Genomic DNA, 17,692 nt, shown 5'->3' on the forward strand with positions numbered 1-17,692 from the left:
ACTGGGGGATAACGTTTAATTAACAAAAGTATTAGCGTTTCCTCACATTCGAAAGGGGAAAATTTGTGAATAACAATAATGTAAAAATTGTAGAAGTAAATGCAGAAAATTGGTATGAATGTTGTGTACTAGAATTATCAAAAGAACAAACAGCTTTTATAGAACCAAATGCTATTTCAATAGCGCAGTCAAAGTTTGAACCGACATTAAAACCGTATGCCATTTATTTTGAAGAAAAAATTGTAGGGTTTTTAATGTTTAATTCTGTAACAGAGGAACTTGGTGGCTATTGGGTATATAGAATTATGATTGATAAGCATTTCCAAGGGAAGGGAATTGGTAAAAAAGCTACTGAATTAATGATTTCGGAGGTAGCTAAATTACCGAATGCGAAGAAAATTGTAGTTGGTTATCACCCAGAAAATAAGGGTGCCCATCGTTTATATTCTAGTTTAGGGTTTATTGATAATGGGGATAAATTCGGTAAAGAAATGGCAGTCATCAAATATATAAATAAGTAAAAAAGTATTGCAAGAAATAGTGAGGGGAAGGGGCCTGTTTTAGGTCCTTTTTCTAGTTTGGAAAGATAGTGATCATTGAAATGCATAGCAGTGGAATATCTAATATGTTATCATTGCATAAGAACTAGTGTTCCTTAAAATGTTAGGTAAGGTGATAATATGTCAAAAATAAAAGTTGAAAAACCAAAACTTTCTCTTCATTTACCTGCTGCGAACTTTCAAGAAATACATGATATGGATGAGCCATATCTGACTAATGGCACAATTACTAATTGCACAATTGAAAGAGAAAATATAGATAAGATAGAATTTTCGCAAGTTACTTTTAAAAATGTGTTATTTAATGATGTGACATTTAGAAATATTGAGTTAACAGATGTTACTTTTGAAAATTGTGATTTATCCAATGCCGATTTTATGGGAGGGATTATACATAGAGTCGAATTTAAAGAATCAAAAATGTTAGGGATTAATCTGTCAGATGCTACTTTAGGCAATGTACTTTTTGAAAACTGTATTATGAATCTAAGTTCGTACGGTTATAGTAGTTTAAAACAAGTACAGTTTGCTAATTGTTCATTACAAAATGCTGATTACTATGAATGCAATTTTAAGAAAGTTGGATTCCAACAATGTGATATAAATGAAGTGAATTTTTCTGGAACATCTCTTAAAGGGATAGATATTAGTAGTTCAACATTTGAAAGGCTAAGTGTAACTTTAGAAGATTTAGATGGATGCGAGGTTTCTTCTGAACAAGCAATTGGTTTTGCTAGAATGTTGGGCTTAAAAGTAAAATAAGCTATTTATTTTGCGTAAAGTTTTACTCACTGTGTCTATCAACGAAAGGACTGCCTAAACAATTACGCCTTGTTCCTATTTGGTAAAAGTCCGCTTCACCTATCCGCGGGCAAGGTATGAGCTGCATCGCTTGCTAAAGCTCCTTGTTGGTTCTCATACGCTTGCTTTTTACGCGGTCTTTTACCTTTGTATCAGAAAAATAGCCTAATAGGATACTTCTAAGTGTATTGTTTTTACTTTTGGGCCAGCCCTTTAATGTCTACTAGTGTAATCTAAGTTCTTATTTTAGAATTCCTTCATTAAATTATTATTAGTCGTTGAGAAGTTTATTTTTTATTGATTGCCCCCTATTTCAGCTTCCCATTTGGCTATTTCCTTCCTTACTCGGGGTGCTACCTCAGTTCCTAACAACTCAATGGCTCTCATCACTTCTGCATGTGGCATAGAGCTTAACGGTACATACATCATAAAGCGTGTAATGCCAACATTTTTACGAAGGTGAATAATTTTCTGGGCAACAGTCTCCGGATCGCCAACATATAAAGCACCATCGAAGCTTCGAGCGGCATCGTAACTAGAGCGGTCATAATGTCTCCAGCCTCGCTCCTTGCCAAGCTTATTCATGCCTGCTTGAGTAGAAGGGAAAAAAGTTTCTGCTGCAAGTTCGGCATTATCGGCGACAAATCCGATCGAATGCGACCCAATCTTTAGCTTTGATACGTCGTGACCAGCGTGCGCTGCTGCTTGCTTATAAAGCTTAACTAGTGATTCAAACTGCATTGGATTCCCACCGATAATCGCCAGCATCAGTGGTAATCCTAACAAACCAGCTCGAATAGCAGATTGCTGGTTGCCTCCACTGCCAACCCATATTGGTAAAGGATTCTGAATGGGCCGAGGATATATGCCTAAATTATTAATGGCTGGTCGATGTCGGCCTTCCCAGGTTACTTTTTCGGACTCTCTTATTTTGAGCAGTAATTCCAAATGTTCTTCAAACAACTCATCATAGTCATTCAAATCATAGCCAAACAATGGAAAGGATTCGATAAAAGAACCCCGGCCGGCCATAATCTCTGCACGCCCATTTGAAATGCCATCCAGCATAGCAAAATCCTGAAAGACCCGTACGGGATCAGCTGAAGAAAGCACTGTCACGGCACTAGTCAGCCGAATATGTTTAGTCATGGGTGCAGCAGCAGCCAGCACAATTGCTGGGGAAGATGCTGCATAATCCTCCCTGTGATGCTCACCTACGCCAAACACATCAAGTCCCACCTGATCAGCAAGGACAATTTCTTCCACAACTTCACGCAATCGCTGTGCGTGACTAATCACTTCACCAGTCTTTACATCTGGCTTTGTTTCTACAAATGAAGTAATACCAATCTCCACGAAATATCTCTCCTTTTTTCATTAGCTTTCTCCGTAACTTGCTTTGAAAGCAAAAGTTTTCATATCTTGTTTTTTTATTTTATCTAAAACAAGTTCTTGTGATGTTCAGGCTCATTGTGTAGAAGAACCTGGCTATGATAGGACGTGGCTTATTTTATTGCAGGAGCGCGACTAGTCATTGCCCAAAATAGAAGGGCTACAGCACTAACTGAGGCACCGAGCAAGCATACGCCTTCCCAGCCAAAATGTGCGTATATTTGGGTCGAAGCAAGTGAACCGCTAGCACTGCCAATAGCATAAAACACCATGTACCCAGCGGTAAGACGACTACGCGCCTCCGTACGCAATGGAAGAATCATAGTTTGATTAGTGACGTGTACGGCCTGTACTGCTAAGTCAAGCAGAACGATACCTATAACTAATGCGAATAACGAATGCTCTGTATAACTAATGAACAACCATGAAATCAACAATAGCATTAAAGCAGTGCCAGTTGTTCTCTGACCGTGACCTTGATCAGCTAGCCTTCCTGCACGTGCAGCAGCTAATGCACCAGCTACGCCTACAAGACCAAAAGCTCCAATCGCACTGTGCGAAAGAGATAACGGCTGTGTACTAAGGGGCAATACAAGTGAAGTCCACAAAATACTGAAATCAGCAAAAATCAGTAGGGCTAAAACAGAGCGGATACGTAATATGCGCTCTTGCCTAAACAACATAAACACAGACTTCAGCAACTGGGAATACGACAGGGATTGTACCTTGCGTTCAACATTAGGCAACACCCTCAGAAACATACATACTATAACAAGCAGTAGCATAGCAGATACTAGATATACGGAACGCCAACCCGCAAGATCTGTTAGTACGCCTGCAATAGAACGCGCCAGAAGTATACCGATGACAATCCCGCTTGTTACAATGCCAACGATACGCCCGCGTTCAGCAGGAACAGCCATAGTTGCCGCGAATGCCACAAGTGTTTGAGTTACTACCGCAAGCAGTCCGACCAAAGCCATCCCTGCAAAAAGGACTGTGGTGGTAGATGAAGTTCCGACTATAACCAAAGCAATGATGGATAATGACATTTGACCAATGATCAAACGGCGCTGATTCAGTAAATCACCGAGGGGTACCAGCAGCAGTAATCCCAGACCATAAAAGATTTGTGTAATGGTAATAATAATGCCGATTGTGGCATGGTTAATCCCAAACTCACTAGAAAGTTGATCAAGCAGAGGCTGTGCGAAGTAGATATTCGCAACTGACATACCACACGCAACTGCAAACAATATGGTCACATAATGTGGCATAGGTGAACGATGGTCTGAAGCTGAGTTAAGCGACCGTAATAGCGATATTCCGGTATTAAATGTTACTTTTTCTTTAACCTCCTTCATTTTGTACACACCTTTTCTATAGATTTAATTACTAAGTGTAATACTTTACCGTTCGGTATGGTATTACGCCAAGTAAATATAACTTATAGAGACTGTCTCTGTCAATTAATTTTTGATGGAGCATGTAACGCCCGAAATAGTCATGTTTTATTAGGTTTGTGTAGCACGTGATTGACAAAAGAATTAATAAAATATAAAATTATATTATACTGTTTGGTACGCAAATGTATTCACTTACATTGGTGCCATTGAACGAATGAGAAATAAATAAGCGTAACGTGAGGTATTGAGGATGGGACGAAACCGAGAATTTGACGAAGAACAAGCACTAGATGCAGCGATGCAACTATTTTGGGAGAAGGGATATGAGGCCACCTCATTAAGCGATTTAACGTCCAGAATGGGTATTCAACGCCCCAGTATATACTCAGCTTTTGGAGGCAAAAAAGAATTGTTTGAAGCGGCGCTACGTAAATATACGATGGCCCGTGCATCTGAAATACGAACAAAACTCCAAAACAATCCATCTGTAAAACAGGCATTTCGTACTTTTTTTGAAGACTTGGTTGATGAGGAATACACAGAAGGTTTCAGTCGAGGATGTTTTTCCATCAATACAATGGTCGAACTTGCACCTCATGATGAGAAGTTTGAAATTCTTACTCGGGAGCATCAAATGTACTTATCAGTTATATTTCAAGAGGCAATTGAGCGTGGTATGCAATCGGGGGAACTTGAGCAAGGGACAAATGCAAAGGCTTTATCTCAGGCTTTACTCGTATCATTAATAGGTCTAACTGTAATAATGAAATCTCGTCCTGAGCGTTCATTTGTTGATAATTCTGTGGAAGTGATGCTTGCATTGCTCAAGTAAATAACAGGAATCTGCTCGATTTCCACGGGTAAGCCGTAGGCGTCTTGCAGATTCTTTAATTTAGAACATTAATTTATGTAATGAGCAGACTCATTAGAATTTGTTCACCTATTTGACCCGTTTTTCGTATTCCTGTATCAACAAATCCAACTTTTTTATATAAATTTTGAGCAGGAATGTTTTTTTTATTTACAACTAGAACGACTTCGTTATATTTAGGAAAAAAATCCTTAATGAAATGTGATAAAGCGAGCATGCCTTCCTTCGCAAACCCCATACCTTGATGTTTGTGATCTACAGTTAATGCTGTTAAAAGGAGTGCTTTTGGGTTGCTAGAGTAGTCTTTCACTCTCTCTGTAGCATGTAAAAGAAAAAAACCTACTGCTTGTTCATCATGAGTTATGACAATACGATATTGCCCATCCGTTGTATTAAGAATTTCTTTTGGGAGTGCAGAAAATTGAATTTGCTGTTGAGGAAGATCAAAGTTCTCTAAATCATGTAGAAATTTTTCAGCAAAGTGCTGTAATTTAACCGAACTGCTACGATTCATGTACATCCCGCCTTTTAGATTTTTCTACGCTTATCATATCATAAAACAGAACGTTTGTACTCTTTTTGCTTTAGGGTAATTTCTGATGAGATAAGGGTCGATGGGTCGTACCTATTACATAACGATATAAAATTATCCCCCTTCGACACAATACACTGTGAAAGGGGGATAACGTTTTTTCGCTTTTCATGAATTTAATATAGAAGGAATTTCTTTCGCTTTTTCTTTATATACAAGAAAATAAGGAATGCTGTGATGCCTTCAGAGACTGGGAATGTCCACCAAATAGCTTGCGCGCCGAATAATTTTGGCAATAATACAAGAGATGGGATAAATAAAATAATACTGCGCAGTAACATAATAGCAGTGGCGAGACGAATTTTTTCAATGGATTGGAAGAATTCCGCAAACACCATATTTATGCCGAGAAATACATATCCAATTGCAAAATGGGCAAAGCCTTGTACGGCCATATTGCGAATTTCGAATGTACTGTCACCAAATAAAGCTATGAGTTGTGAAGGGAATAACGTGGCAACAACTGTCGTACTTAAACCGAAAATAAGAGCTGTCGCAATGCCAATTTTCAAAAGTACTATTAACCGCTTCATCAATCTGGCACCGTGATGGTAGCTGACTAGAGGCTGTAGTGCCATGCCGATGCCTAGGAAAACGGTTAACAGTACTGTATGAATATAGTTAACCATTGCGTAGGCAGTAACGCCATTAGCGCCTAAATAGTGTAAAAATGTTATATTGTATAAAATAATCATGATAGCCATTGAGGCTTCCACTATAAAGCTCGGTAGTCCAATCGCAAATACCTTTTTTAAATCTGACCAGTTAAAAAATTTAGATACGAATTTTAGTTCACATTGATCACGGAAGAAATGTAAACATAGCACCGACATTCCTAAAATAGTGGAAATCGCAGTAGCTAATGCACAGCCAGTTACACCGTAGCCTAAAACAAAAATAAAGAGATAGTTTAAGATTATATTTAAAATCGATGTTGTCATTAAGCCCAACATCGCAAGCTTTGGATTGCCATCATTCCGGATAAAAATACTCAATAAGTTTTCAATCGTATAAAAAACACCAAATAACAAAATAACATGTAAGTACTCTTTTACATAAGGATAGGTAGCATCGCTTGCGCCAAATATATAGGCAATGTCCTTTAAGTTAAATAAAAGAACCATAATCAATGTTACCACTACAGCAAGCATCGTCAAAAATGATAATGTGAAAAGCTGATGTGCACGTACTTTATTGCCCTCACCAAGAGAAATCGAGAACAAAGTGGCGCCACCCATACCGACCCACAGAGAAATCGATAACAAAATAGAAAAAATCGGCACTGCGATATTTACTCCTGCTAAAGCTGTCGGACCAACACCATGACTAACAAAAATACCGTCAACTAAAATATTGACCGACATCAGCAACATCCCAATCATAGCTGGAAATAAATATGATAAAAACAACGGCTTCAGAGGTCTTGTTTCAATAGGGTTAATTGTTGTCATGATTGTGTACCTCCTTTACCATCACTTTTTCACCTTGTTCATCTAGTTCACCATTGAAAACGAATCCGAATTTTTTATATAGCTGAATGGCAACTTTATTATCGTCATAGACACTTAAATATAATTTTTGGCAATGATATTTCCTTGTTAAAAAGTGAATAAGTTGCTGTAGAAAATACTTACCCAATCCTTTATGTTGATAACGTTCATCGATAAGGTAGCGGTCTAACCAAACACGCTCCGTCTCATCCTCGTGTTGAAAAACGCCATACATTGCAAATCCAACCGCAACGTTTTCCTTATACAGACCAACAGGTATAAAACGTTGATCGTTTTCAGCCTCGTTCAAGCATTGTATTGTCGTTTCAATAAAATTCTGCTGATAGTCAGCGATGCGTAAGGCTAAAATTTCTTCTTTGTTTAAAGTAGAGATGTCACGAATTTCCGTGAACATAATGTCAAAACCTTTCTATTTATATTGTGATTAGCTACAATTTAAGGTATATAGTAACTATATAGTCAAGGGAGGAAACTTAAAATGCTCAATAAAAATATAAAGTTTTTTACAACAGGGGAATTTGCTAAGCTATGTAAAGTTAATAAACAAACGTTGATTTACTACGATCAAATAGGGTTATTATCACCAATCATGAAAGACAATAAAGACTATCGCTATTATTCCATTGCACAATATGATTTCTTTAGTGTCATCGAATTATTAAAGGCACTCGGTATGTCGTTAAAGGAAATTCAGCAATATATGGCAGATAAATCACCCGAGAATTTCTTAGAATTGATGCGTCAGCAAAAGGAGATAGTTACAAAAAAACGCCGAGAGCTTGAAATGATTGAAACAATTATTGATGTAAAAATTGAGTCCACAGCGGAAGCCTTATATCTTGATTTTGATAGCATTTCAATTGAACATTTCCCTGAGGAAACATTGTATTTGAGTAAAAATATTGAAGACTCCACAGAGGAACAGTTTGTCAAGGCAGTCTCTGATTTTATCGATGAGTTAGATCGTTCACAATTAGATACAGGCTATCCGATTGGCGGTATTACTAAAAGAGAGCAAGTATTAGCCGGTAACTATGATAATTATTGTTTTCTATATATGGAGCAACCACAACCGCGGGAGGGTCACCCATACTTTAAAGCCATTGAAGGAGAATTTATTATTGGCTACCATGTGGGACCATCCACTACACTTGGGGAAACATACGAACGTTTATTTAATGTCATGCAAGACAAGGGTTACATGCTAGGGCAGTACGTTTATGAGGAATATATTTACGACGCAGTTATTAAAAATCGTGAAGAGGAGTATGTGACGAAAATAATGATGGAACTTGTAAAAGATATAAAACCATAGGGAAGACTATAGGATAAATGTGTTAGAAAAAGATCGTTACTAATTTAAAGTTTTTGCATTATTAGCTATAATAGTTGTTACATTACATGGGGAGGAGAATATAAATGAATAAGGTAGATGAAACACGCGATCTTATTATTCAAACTTCCTTAGCCTTATTTAATAAAAAGGGTTATAGTCAAACTTCTATACAAGATATTATGACTGCCACTGGACTTCCTAAAGGTGCTATATATAGAAGATTTGAAAACAAGAACGATATTGCAATTGCTTCATTTGAATATGCGGGTAGCCTTATTTGGCAGTATTATTTTGAAGCCACGAAATTTTTAGTTACTGCGACCGATAAATTAATAGCGATGTTTCATATCTACCAAGATGCTGTTAATAACCCACCAATCGAAGGGGGTTGCCCTCTCCTTAATACGGCTATCGAATCAGATTTTGGTTTTCCAGAGCTTCGTGAGAAAGCCTCAGAAGCTTACAATCGAACTGTGTCTTTTATACAAGGCATAATTGATGAGGGAATTCACACTAAGGAATTTCGGCAAGAGATGGATTCGTATTCTTTAGCATCCTTTTTGTTTTCGACTATTGAGGGAGCGGTGATGGCAAGCCGATTATCTTTAAATAATGAACATATGCACCATAGTGTTGAACAAGTGAAAATACTATTACAGCATTATACAAAAAAGAACCAGAGTTAAATTTTTGGTTCTTTTTTGTATAGAAATATGTGGAGTTATCCTTTATAATGCTAGTTAAGGACCGAACCGTCCGGTCCGATTTTGTGTAAGGGGTGAAATTTTCATTCTTTATAATTAATGAAGCAAAAGGAGAGGTTAATATGAAGGTCGTCATTATGCTTTACGATGGAATCACAGCGTTAGATGCAATTGGTCCGTATGAAGTATTCGCAACTGTAGAGGGCATGCAAGTAGAGTTTGTTGCTAAAAATAAAGGTTTAATAACATTAGATTCTAAAATGGGATACTTACATGCAGATTTAAGTTTTTCTGAAGTATCATCAGCCGATATTCTGGTTGTTCCTGGTTGTCGTCCACCTAATTTTAAAGTGCCAATGAATGACGAAGAAACATTGCAATGGATTCAGCAAATTCATGAAACGACTAAGTGGACGACTTCCGTGTGTAATGGTTCTCTAATTCTGAGTGCTGCAGGTTTGCTAAAAGGAGCGAAGGCAACCAGTCATTGGGGCTCCTTCGATATTCTAAGCTCTCTTGGTACCATGCCAACTGAAGAAAGGGTAGTTCGCCAAGGTAAAATCGTTACGGCAGCTGGTGTTTCTTCTGGTATCGACATGGCTCTTCAGCTAGTAGCGTGGGAATGTGGAGAAGATATTAGTAAATCAGTCCAACTGTTATTAGAATACGATCCTATGCCTCCGTTTGATGTGGGTTCGCCAAAGAAAGCACCGGCTCCTATGGTAGAGCAATTAAAAGTGATGCTGAAAGAACTTGCGAAACAAGAGCCGCATTTATAGCGCATTCAAGGGCAAGAAACTCCTGCTGGCATGAATGAAAGCATTGTCATGGAAAGACGTAGAGGATTATTCTGGATGATAGGTCATTGTCATGAAGGTTGGGATAATGTTTCGATGGATACTTAGAATCATAAAAGGCTAAGGATTCTTTCCTTAGCCTGCTTTTTTCAATAAATAGATGGAGAGACGGATAGAATTTTCAAATCCTTCTACTTTAGATAATTCGGCATACTAACCTTGTCAATCAGAAGGAGTCCATCGTATTGATCGCGTGGCACAAGGCTTTCCTGCATAATTCCCCAACTATAAGATAGACGCGGTTCAAACATCCACGAATTTCCACGTTCATTTTGACGGTTTCGTAAATCTATGAATGTGTAAGGCTTATGTGTCGTTGAAAGAATATCTTCAACTGATCCTTTTACTGGTGGCAAGACCTCCATAGGTTCACGCATATTGTTTGCCGTTTCTCCACCAGCCATATAAAGACCAAGCACATAGCTATATTTTTTATAGATATCGGGTAGGCGTTCACCCATTAATTTTACCGGATAAGGAGAACCCATGACCTCAGATTGGGCTTTGCGAATATGATCATTATGAGCCCAAACAATAAATTTTTCTGCCGGGTAAATTTCTGTTGATAACCAAAGCAAGTTTTCGAGCATTGCTTGATCACGCCATTCCATTGTTTTCAAAAACGGCTCAGGGTTATTTTTTTCGATTTCAATATTTGATTGAATTGTAAGTTCCACATATTCATTTGCTAAACGGATACGATCTGTTAACGTTCTCTCCATAAGTTTTACAATGTGAGGTTCATTCGGATAAGCTGATTTTAATTCTGCCTCCTTAAGCTTCACTTGTGATTTTACCTGTGTGTAGATATCAATGATACTAGGCTTTGCTTTTTGGTAGCCTTGTAAATCCTTACTTGAACTCCACTGCGCTAATTGCTCCTCTACGTTACTGAACTGTTTAGCTAAGTCACTGTTTTTTAACCAGTCGCCGTTTGTAAATGCTCCTTGTTGCTGAATATCAAATCCTGCTAACACTAGTGGTTTATCTGTTTGTTGAGTCTTTTTCGCATAGTCAAACAACGGTAGTGTTTCCTTTGTCCACCACACGCCAAAAATAGCATCCTTCATCGTTTGTTGTGCGGCTTGCTTGTCAATTTGTCCTTGGGCATTCATGACATTGCCCATACCGCTTTCAAATGCAAGAACGTTGTAGTCCATTTCTTGATGTAAAAATTGAATGATGCGGGTTTTGGCAAGGTTAAATTCAGCCACTCCATGCGAGCTCTCACCTAAAAAGACAATGCGTTTATCATGTAATAATGGCTTTAACATCGCTAAATCATCAAAATTACTAGATGGAATGTGCTGCTTTTCTAGTTTTTCTGGTTGAATGGACGTTAAACTATAGGCATGGTCATTGGTCCAACTTTTCCATTCTTGTAGTGTTTCATTTGATGTGCGAGCTTGCTTAACATCTACATTATTATTTTCCACTGCCGTGTGCTCTGTAAGGGCAGGGACAGCAGCTGAGGCATTGGCAACATTGCTGAAGCTTAGTAAACTAGTAATGGCTACGCTTAGTGAAAGCAAAACTATTTTTTTCTTGTTGTTTTGCTGATACGGCTTAATCAAAATTCATCGGCCCCTTTCTTAGATGAGTCCCATTATAATGAATTAAGGTTAAAAATTTGGTGGAACTTGTTTAAATTTAGTTTAAATTCCTGATATTTCTTAGGGGCGGTGTATATTTAAAATATGGAGCGGACAAAAAACACCTCGAGATGGGTACATGAAAAATCAGTACGCATTTTGGAAGGTGTGTTTTTGTCTTACTTGTAATGATATGTGCCTACTCGTGGATTGTTACGTTGAATTTGATTAAACCATGCTTGATCTTTTTTCTCTTGATTTAACGTACTAACGATGGATGATGAACAATTAACACAGATTTTTGCTTGAGTTATATTCCCACATCGCTCACATGGCGCGCCGAGATTCGGGAATATTGACTTTTTTAATTTACCTGCTTTTACCCACTTATAAATCAACTCGGATGAAACACCTGTTAATGCAACAACTTCATCATTTGATAAAATGCGATTATTTTTTCTTAGTAAGAAATGATGTAATTCGGAAAAAACATCTTCTTCTCTCGCATCTATTTTTTTGCCAAATAGCTGCATGCTACTTCACTCCTCCATTACTTCATTTGAGGATTTCTCCTATACTTTCATTCATGCTGATGGAATGCTCATCATATTTATAATTTTCCCAACGATTACGCGCTAGCTTGCGATACTTGTTGGATATACTACGGTCAGAAATTAAGCGAGAGAATCCTTTTTTGGCTTCGGCAATATCACCGAGACGTAAGCTCAGTTCTGCATGTAAGAATTGGATACGTTCCTCGCCCTCTTGGTTGGAAGCAAAGGACTTACTGTAAAAGTCTCTAGCTGCAAAGAGATAGCGCATTTCTGATTCCTGTTCGCTTTTTAAGCGGTAAAGCCATGCTATTTTTAGCGCGAAATTGGCCATTAAAAGGGGCTCTTCCATAGATGCCCTCGATACGAGGTATGCTAATTTGTAGCTTACAATCGCGTCATCAATTGTCCGTTCCTGACAAATATTCATTGGTTTTTGCAGTTCTTTAATATACAATTCATCAATTAGCAGCATGAACGGACCATAAGTTCTCGTCATAGATTTGTGGTACGCATATCCACAATGTGGACAAACAGCTACTTCGTAAAACAGCGGATTTAAATCTTCATAAATGGGCATGAAGTCTGTTCGTTCCTCCATTACTTTATAGCGGTTTGGACGTACCTTATATGTAGTAAAATGTTTTTTGCAAAATTTGCAATCCACATTACTTTCATAGTAGTAAATGTTAAAAGCCATATGATTCAACTCCTTTACTGCGAATGCATAGTTATTTCTTTTGTTCTATTTATAGAATGTATATGTTCGTTCAATAGATTTAATTAATTTACTCTTATATTAACAATTCTATGTTTATTGGTATACTCCTTTAGAATTATTTACACAATATTTGTTCATATTTATGTTATTTTTATGTAAGTTTGAAGTTTCGTAAAATCTACTGGTAATAGCATTTATCGGTGTGTTTGACATAAAGTTAAATGGATTGTCAAATTACAATTCATAGTTGACTTGAAAAACTTTTTTTTGGTGGATAGTGCTGGCTGTTTTATGACTTTTTTTATTGCTGGTTGTAGGTTAAATTAACTATTGTAGGTTTTACAAAAAAATTCCTGTCATTGATACTAATTAGATAATATCAATGCAATTAGTATAAAAACGGGCAAGTTGTTTTTCTTTATAATTTAAAAGTACAATATAGTAATAATTGCTAAATAGGATCAAGCAATCAATGAAGGAGCTAATATGAACTGTAAAATTATATTCTTTGATGTTGATGGAACGCTCATTAATTATGAGGATGGAAGTATCGTGAAAAGTACTAAGACAGCTCTACAGTTATTAAAAAACAAAGGGGTTCGACTAGTAGCTGCTACGGGCAGACCGCTATCCATGTGTCAGGAATTAATAGCCTTAGGCATCGATACGTTTATTACAGCTAACGGTGCATATGTTAAGCACCAAGATCAAGTAATTCATAAAATTCCTCTTGCGAAAAAGATTGTGCAAACAGTAAAAGATTTTGCACATGAAAATAAGCAAAGTCTTACATTTTTTACAGAACAATTATCGATGAACGGTGTACATAACCCAACAACTTTAAATGCAATGAAAGAAACACTATCTTTAATTGATTATCCAACGATTAATGAAGATATTGTGAATCAAGAGGTCTACTTAATGTGTTTATATGTGGATGAACTGATGGAGAAACAGTACACGCTACAATTTCCTAATTTAAAATTTGACAGGTGGCATCCAAATATCGTCAATGTTTTGCAAGAGGATGTGTCAAAATCAATTGCTGTTAAAGCTGTGTTAAATTACTTCCAGTTAAATTCTCATGAAGCCATTGCTTTTGGTGATGGGGACAATGATATGGATATGTTAGAACTAGTTGGATATGGTATTGCGATGGCAAATGGCAGTGAAGCATTAAAAAATAGTGCCGACTTTGTAACGAAGAAATCCACTGAGGGTGGCATTGATTATGCACTGCGTAAACTGCAATTAATCTAAATTCATCAAGATTATAGAGAGCCCCCTTGAAGAAGAGGGCTCTCATGCATAACAACTGAAGTCAATTTGCTCATCTTAAAGGCGATATTCGCCATTTGCACTTAGCACCATGCTAAGGCAGATTGCTGGGACTACATAGGGAGTTTCCGAATTCGATAAAAATACATGAGTAATAAAGCAGGATTTTACACGCCTACCAATGTAAATTCAACGTTAGTCCGCAACAATCGCTTTCAGTAAAAAGTACTCGAAGATTATCAGGTGTATATTTAGTGTCGAATTTAATGGTGATACCTGTTGATGCAATTAATTTATCGACTTCTGTTTTATTTGAAAGTTGCGCGGCGTTCATAAGATTATGAGCAAATTGCTGTGACTCATTAATTTTATCCGTAAGTAATTGGGCTTGACGTATAATAGTCTGAACCCGTTTTGCAGATGCCACCAACTTATGTGTATCCACAGGGGGAAAGGGGCTGTTGTTGGCCGGATTTGTCGGCATTGCTAGATGTCTAGGAAATGGACTAGGCGTAGGATAATTGGGCATTACCCATGAGGGATAATGATTGGCATAGACAAAATACGGATAAGGATTGTAATACAACGGAATTCCTCCTATCCAATAGCTGATACCCTATCTTATGAAAGATAATGACGTTAGGTGTTAAAGGGAGTAGTTCTTCTACAACCAATCATGAAATGACTAATTAATTGATATATCCAGTCCATTAGCCTGAAGAGTAGATGAGGTTTCTCGTAATTGAACAGTACTTTATGAATAGGGAGCCCTAAATGGACTTTAGAAGTATCCTTTCAGATGTCTTACCCAAGAACATGTAAGACATCTTCTATTTTTTTGCTGTGGGAAAGTACGCCGTAATTCATCCACGTTAAAAAATCCACTTCATAGACGCAATGATTTTTAACCGCTGAAAGGGCAAGCCATATAGGTGAGGTTAAAATATTTCGTTCCTCTCCTTCAAAAGTAGAATGCTGTTTATCAAATGTTATGAATAGATGATAGGCATCAAGTTTACTAAGTTGATCGTTCGTCAATGCGCATCTTCTTGTGTGGTGGGGCATATTCCAGACAAGCGGATGGGGCATCAAACCTAAATCTCGATATAAAATGGGCCCTGTGTAGCCGCATTCTGGGCCAGCATAAAGACTAATATCATTTGCTGAAATACGAAGAAAGGCAACGGTTTGTCCATAAACAGATTTACTTAAGATTGTTCTGGCATCGTGGACAGTGTGCTCATATTGCCTAATGACATCTTTCATGATGGCGGTTCGGCCTGTTAGGTCTGCAATTTTATAGAGTGTTGAACGCCAGTCCTCACCAGGATGCGAGAAATGACAAATGGGCGCTAACTGATTTAAATGGTGGCAAGTGTCCCAGCGCTCTATACCAGCATTTAACATAATTAAATTTGGCTTATATTGTAAAATTTGCTCCATGTGACCATCGGCTACATCAATATCCGGCACTTCTTGTAAGCCCAAGTATTCTTGTTTCCCCCATTTTGCATGGCTAAATTGGGCAATGGGTGTAATGCCTAATGCAACTAAAAAATCTTCTAAAAAAGGAGCAAAAATGCGAATGCTGTTGCTGTGACTTTTACGGTATTGTCCCGGAGAGACACCGACATGTTCTTTAAAGCGACGGTTAAAATAATATTCATTATTAAATCCAACAGTTTGACTGATCTCAAATATCCGATCATTAGTTGTGCTAAGTAATTGTTTTGCACGGTCAATACGAATATTGTTTAAATAGTGAAGAGGGATGTGGCCAGTGATTTCTTTAAAGAGACGAGAATAATTCCACCGAGGAACACCTGCAATATGTGATAATTGTTCGACAGTCCAATCCTTTTCATAGTGTTCGTGGATATAGTCAATGGAATGTTCAACAGATTGGCGGTCATTTTTTTGGTGCAATTTAGGGAGATTCTGTTGAAGAATAAATAGCATAAATTCTTGAAATCGAACATGCTGCTCAAATATCGAAAGTTCATCATTCATTAAGCGGTTGCGATAAATAATCTCTAGTTGATTGTTACATTGTGAAACGGGAAGGCAACGTAGTTCACCTATAATTGAAAAGATTTCATGCACTTTAGGTTGCTTTGAATCACCCAAACTTATAGTTGTAAACGACAATTGATAGAAACTAAAACACTCACTTTCAATGCTAATTTCAGTCATGTTATCTGGAGAAATAATAACGCATTTACCTTCAGCAAGTTTAATAGTTTCCCCAGCTACTACTAGTTTTCCATGGCCATTATTAATGATGAATAATGTATAGTCATTGTTATTATTTGTCTGCCATTGCCTTTCTGAGAATTGAGCAAAATACAATATTTCTTGTAATACGTACATAAACGGTTGCTTTCCCATTGCATCCTTCATCCTTTCCATATTTTTTTTGAAAACAACAGAAAGAAAGCCCTTAGAGAGCTTTCCATTTTTCAAGACGATTCAGTTATTTAACAAACCATTTTTCAAGATCATCATATTTTAATAAGTTTGCTGTAATAGCTCCTGTTTGCCAATATGTTCTACTTGCGATATACACATGACCATTTTTTACTGCGGGTACCGATTTCCATAGCGTGCTATCAAGCCATTGAACAGCCTCTTGATTTTCCTTCGATTCCCATGTTCCATCAGAAGGGAAGATGATAATATGGTCCGCATCCAAATTGGGAATAGCCTCTTCAGATAAAACTTCTTGGAATTCCTTCATATCACGCACTAAAGGATGTGGTGTTAAACCTGCTTCTTTGTAAACATTCCCTATGAATCGATTTTCGATGCCAAGTAAAGCTAAAGTTTTATCTGCAACGTTTAAACGTAAAACGGCTACTGTATCGTCACCGACAGAGGCATCTAATTCAGTTTTTAATAAAGTCACTCGCTCTTCATACTGTTTAACAACCTCATCCGCTTTTTCTGATACGTTTAAAACATCTGCAATTGTTTTTACAATTTCTCGAGGATTTTGGAGAATTTCTTCTTTTAATCGATAAGTTGGTGCAATTTTTGAGTACTTTTCATATTTCTCTGAATCGACTGCTCCGTCCACAATGATTAAATCTGGCTTTGCTTCCAATAGAGCCTCTATACTTCCTGTCACATCGAACTTAGGTACATCTAAATTTAAATACTCTTGTATACCCCATATTGGATGATACCACTGGATGACTGGCTTTATATCAAGAGCGCTTAAATAATCTTCTAAGTAGACGGCTGCGACTCTCTGTGGATGGGCAGGGATTTCGACTTTACCAAACTCATCCTCTACAATTCTAGTCTCTGCTGCTGATGTGTTTTCTTGCGATTCAACTTTTTGTTCGTTAGAACTACATGCTCCTAAAATGAACGTCAGCAACAATAAAAGTGCTAACGAAAAAAATGGCCCTCTACGCATAGCTATTCACTCCTATAGTTTTCGTACAGATACACTGTGAAAACATTTTTAATTTAGAATGATAATCATTCTCGTTTGATTCAAATAAATTATAGGATA

General features: G+C 37.3%; 18 protein-coding genes and 1 pseudogene. 8 read left to right on the forward strand and 11 right to left on the reverse strand.

The features are described from left to right. The first annotated feature begins 65 nt into the window (after positions 1-65). Together C9J35_RS07430 and C9J35_RS07435 are read left to right on the forward strand one after the other, a co-directional pair. Positions 66-521, forward strand: coding sequence for a GNAT family N-acetyltransferase (locus C9J35_RS07430; RefSeq protein ID WP_107924018.1), 456 nt, complete (start codon positions 66-68; stop codon positions 519-521). A gap of 159 nt (positions 522-680) precedes the next feature. Next, positions 681-1,322, forward strand: coding sequence for a pentapeptide repeat-containing protein (locus C9J35_RS07435; RefSeq protein ID WP_054768277.1), 642 nt, complete (start codon positions 681-683; stop codon positions 1,320-1,322). Positions 1,323-1,655: 333 nt separating this feature from the next. Here C9J35_RS07435 and C9J35_RS07440 read toward each other — a convergent pair whose 3' ends face one another. Both C9J35_RS07440 and C9J35_RS07445 read right to left on the reverse strand, forming a co-directional pair. Continuing rightward, the gene (locus C9J35_RS07440; RefSeq protein ID WP_107924019.1) at positions 1,656-2,717 is read right to left on the reverse strand and encodes an LLM class flavin-dependent oxidoreductase; all 1,062 of its coding nucleotides are present in this window, start codon (positions 2,715-2,717) and stop codon (positions 1,656-1,658) included. 149 nt (positions 2,718-2,866) lie between these two features. Further along, positions 2,867-4,117, reverse strand: a complete 1,251-nt coding sequence (locus C9J35_RS07445) for an MFS transporter (RefSeq protein WP_054768278.1) — start codon at positions 4,115-4,117, stop codon at positions 2,867-2,869. A gap of 292 nt (positions 4,118-4,409) precedes the next feature. Here C9J35_RS07445 and C9J35_RS07450 point away from each other — a divergent pair, with 292 nt between their 5' ends. Next, positions 4,410-4,991 (forward strand): TetR/AcrR family transcriptional regulator, encoded by a 582-nt coding sequence (locus C9J35_RS07450; RefSeq protein WP_107924020.1) that lies wholly within the window; start codon positions 4,410-4,412, stop codon positions 4,989-4,991. A gap of 73 nt (positions 4,992-5,064) precedes the next feature. Here the strand turns inward: C9J35_RS07450 and C9J35_RS07455 are convergent, their stop codons facing one another. The 3 genes from C9J35_RS07455 to C9J35_RS07465 all read right to left on the reverse strand — a co-directional run bounded on the left by C9J35_RS07455 (position 5,065) and on the right by C9J35_RS07465 (position 7,527). After that, on the reverse strand, positions 5,065-5,544 hold the full coding sequence (locus tag C9J35_RS07455) for a GNAT family N-acetyltransferase (RefSeq protein ID WP_107924021.1): 480 nt from the start codon (positions 5,542-5,544) through the stop codon (positions 5,065-5,067). 194 nt (positions 5,545-5,738) lie between these two features. Further along, on the reverse strand, positions 5,739-7,073 hold the full coding sequence (locus C9J35_RS07460; RefSeq protein ID WP_107924022.1) for an MATE family efflux transporter: 1,335 nt from the start codon (positions 7,071-7,073) through the stop codon (positions 5,739-5,741). Continuing rightward, a complete protein-coding gene (locus tag C9J35_RS07465; protein ID WP_107924023.1) occupies positions 7,060-7,527 on the reverse strand; it encodes a GNAT family N-acetyltransferase in 468 nt (155 codons plus the stop codon). Before C9J35_RS07465 ends, C9J35_RS07460 begins: the two co-directional genes overlap by 14 nt. 84 nt (positions 7,528-7,611) lie before the next feature. Here C9J35_RS07465 and C9J35_RS07470 point away from each other — a divergent pair, with 84 nt between their 5' ends. The 4 genes and pseudogenes from C9J35_RS07470 to C9J35_RS07485 form a co-directional block, all read left to right on the forward strand. Then, complete coding sequence (locus tag C9J35_RS07470; RefSeq protein WP_107924024.1) at positions 7,612-8,448, forward strand: MerR family transcriptional regulator; 837 nt, start codon at positions 7,612-7,614, stop codon at positions 8,446-8,448. A 104-nt stretch (positions 8,449-8,552) separates the two neighbouring features. Further along, complete coding sequence (locus tag C9J35_RS07475) at positions 8,553-9,155, forward strand: TetR/AcrR family transcriptional regulator (RefSeq protein ID WP_107924025.1); 603 nt, start codon at positions 8,553-8,555, stop codon at positions 9,153-9,155. Positions 9,156-9,295: 140 nt separating this feature from the next. Continuing rightward, on the forward strand, positions 9,296-9,952 hold the full coding sequence (locus C9J35_RS07480; RefSeq protein ID WP_054768280.1) for a DJ-1/PfpI family protein: 657 nt from the start codon (positions 9,296-9,298) through the stop codon (positions 9,950-9,952). Continuing rightward, positions 9,953-10,078, forward strand: a pseudogene (locus C9J35_RS07485) (DUF4272 domain-containing protein); the annotation flags it as partial. An 83-nt stretch (positions 10,079-10,161) separates the two neighbouring features. On the opposite strand, the gene C9J35_RS07490 reads toward C9J35_RS07485, so the two are convergent. The 3 genes from C9J35_RS07490 to C9J35_RS07500 form a co-directional block, all read right to left on the reverse strand. Then, the gene (locus tag C9J35_RS07490) at positions 10,162-11,604 is read right to left on the reverse strand and encodes an erythromycin esterase family protein (RefSeq protein WP_235616225.1); all 1,443 of its coding nucleotides are present in this window, start codon (positions 11,602-11,604) and stop codon (positions 10,162-10,164) included. Between the two features lie 197 nt (positions 11,605-11,801). Then, a complete protein-coding gene (locus C9J35_RS07495; protein ID WP_107924027.1) occupies positions 11,802-12,155 on the reverse strand; it encodes a hypothetical protein in 354 nt (117 codons plus the stop codon). Positions 12,156-12,177: 22 nt separating this feature from the next. After that, positions 12,178-12,873: a DUF2225 domain-containing protein gene (locus tag C9J35_RS07500; RefSeq protein ID WP_107924028.1), complete on the reverse strand. Its 696-nt coding sequence runs from the start codon at positions 12,871-12,873 to the stop codon at positions 12,178-12,180. A gap of 507 nt (positions 12,874-13,380) precedes the next feature. Between C9J35_RS07500 and C9J35_RS07505 the strand changes: the two genes are divergently transcribed. Further along, positions 13,381-14,154 carry a Cof-type HAD-IIB family hydrolase gene (locus C9J35_RS07505; RefSeq protein WP_107924029.1) on the forward strand — a complete coding sequence of 258 codons (774 nt, stop codon included), beginning with the start codon at positions 13,381-13,383 and terminating at the stop codon, positions 14,152-14,154. 193 nt (positions 14,155-14,347) lie between these two features. Here the strand turns inward: C9J35_RS07505 and C9J35_RS07510 are convergent, their stop codons facing one another. The 3 genes from C9J35_RS07510 to C9J35_RS07520 form a co-directional block, all read right to left on the reverse strand. Next, positions 14,348-14,758, reverse strand: coding sequence for a YuzC family spore coat inner layer protein (locus C9J35_RS07510; RefSeq protein WP_054768281.1), 411 nt, complete (start codon positions 14,756-14,758; stop codon positions 14,348-14,350). A 218-nt stretch (positions 14,759-14,976) separates the two neighbouring features. After that, positions 14,977-16,560 carry a helix-turn-helix domain-containing protein gene (locus tag C9J35_RS07515; RefSeq protein ID WP_107924030.1) on the reverse strand — a complete coding sequence of 528 codons (1,584 nt, stop codon included), beginning with the start codon at positions 16,558-16,560 and terminating at the stop codon, positions 14,977-14,979. Between the two features lie 85 nt (positions 16,561-16,645). Then, positions 16,646-17,593 (reverse strand): ABC transporter substrate-binding protein, encoded by a 948-nt coding sequence (locus C9J35_RS07520; RefSeq protein WP_107924031.1) that lies wholly within the window; start codon positions 17,591-17,593, stop codon positions 16,646-16,648. Positions 17,594-17,692: the final 99 nt, after the last annotated feature.

Origin of the sequence: Lysinibacillus parviboronicapiens (assembly GCF_003049575.1) — a bacterium.
Taxonomy (GTDB): domain Bacteria; phylum Bacillota; class Bacilli; order Bacillales_A; family Planococcaceae; genus Lysinibacillus; species Lysinibacillus parviboronicapiens.